The 261-nt window shown below is 78.2% G+C and carries 1 protein-coding gene; it reads left to right on the top strand.

Annotated features, from left to right (window positions below; all coding sequences use genetic code 11):
• Positions 1-18 precede the first annotated feature (18 nt).
• A partial coding sequence (locus tag UK12_RS35740) for a hypothetical protein (protein ID WP_156179190.1) occupies positions 19-261 on the top strand: 243 nt, incomplete at its 3' end.

The raw sequence follows: 261 nt of genomic DNA, 5'->3' as shown, positions 1-261 counted from the left end.
GCGCTGGGCCAGGAGTGCGTGACCGAGGCCGCGGCGTTCGTGCCGCTGCTGCGCGGCGACCGCTCCGAGGCCGAGGCACTGACCCTCGGGCTGGCCCGGCCGCATGCGCGCGGAGCCGCCCTGGACTGGGCGGCGTTCTTCGCCGGTCGGGGCGCCGGCCGTGTCGACCTGCCGACGTACGCCTTCCAGCGCGGACGCTACTGGCTGGAGTCGGGCAGCGGATCCGCCACCGCGGCCGCGGTGCCCGTCGACGCGGCGGAC

This window comes from Saccharothrix sp. ST-888, from assembly GCF_000955975.1.
In the GTDB taxonomy this organism is placed as follows: domain Bacteria; phylum Actinomycetota; class Actinomycetes; order Streptomycetales; family Streptomycetaceae; genus Kitasatospora.
This window is presented reverse-complemented; position numbering and strand designations above follow the sequence as displayed.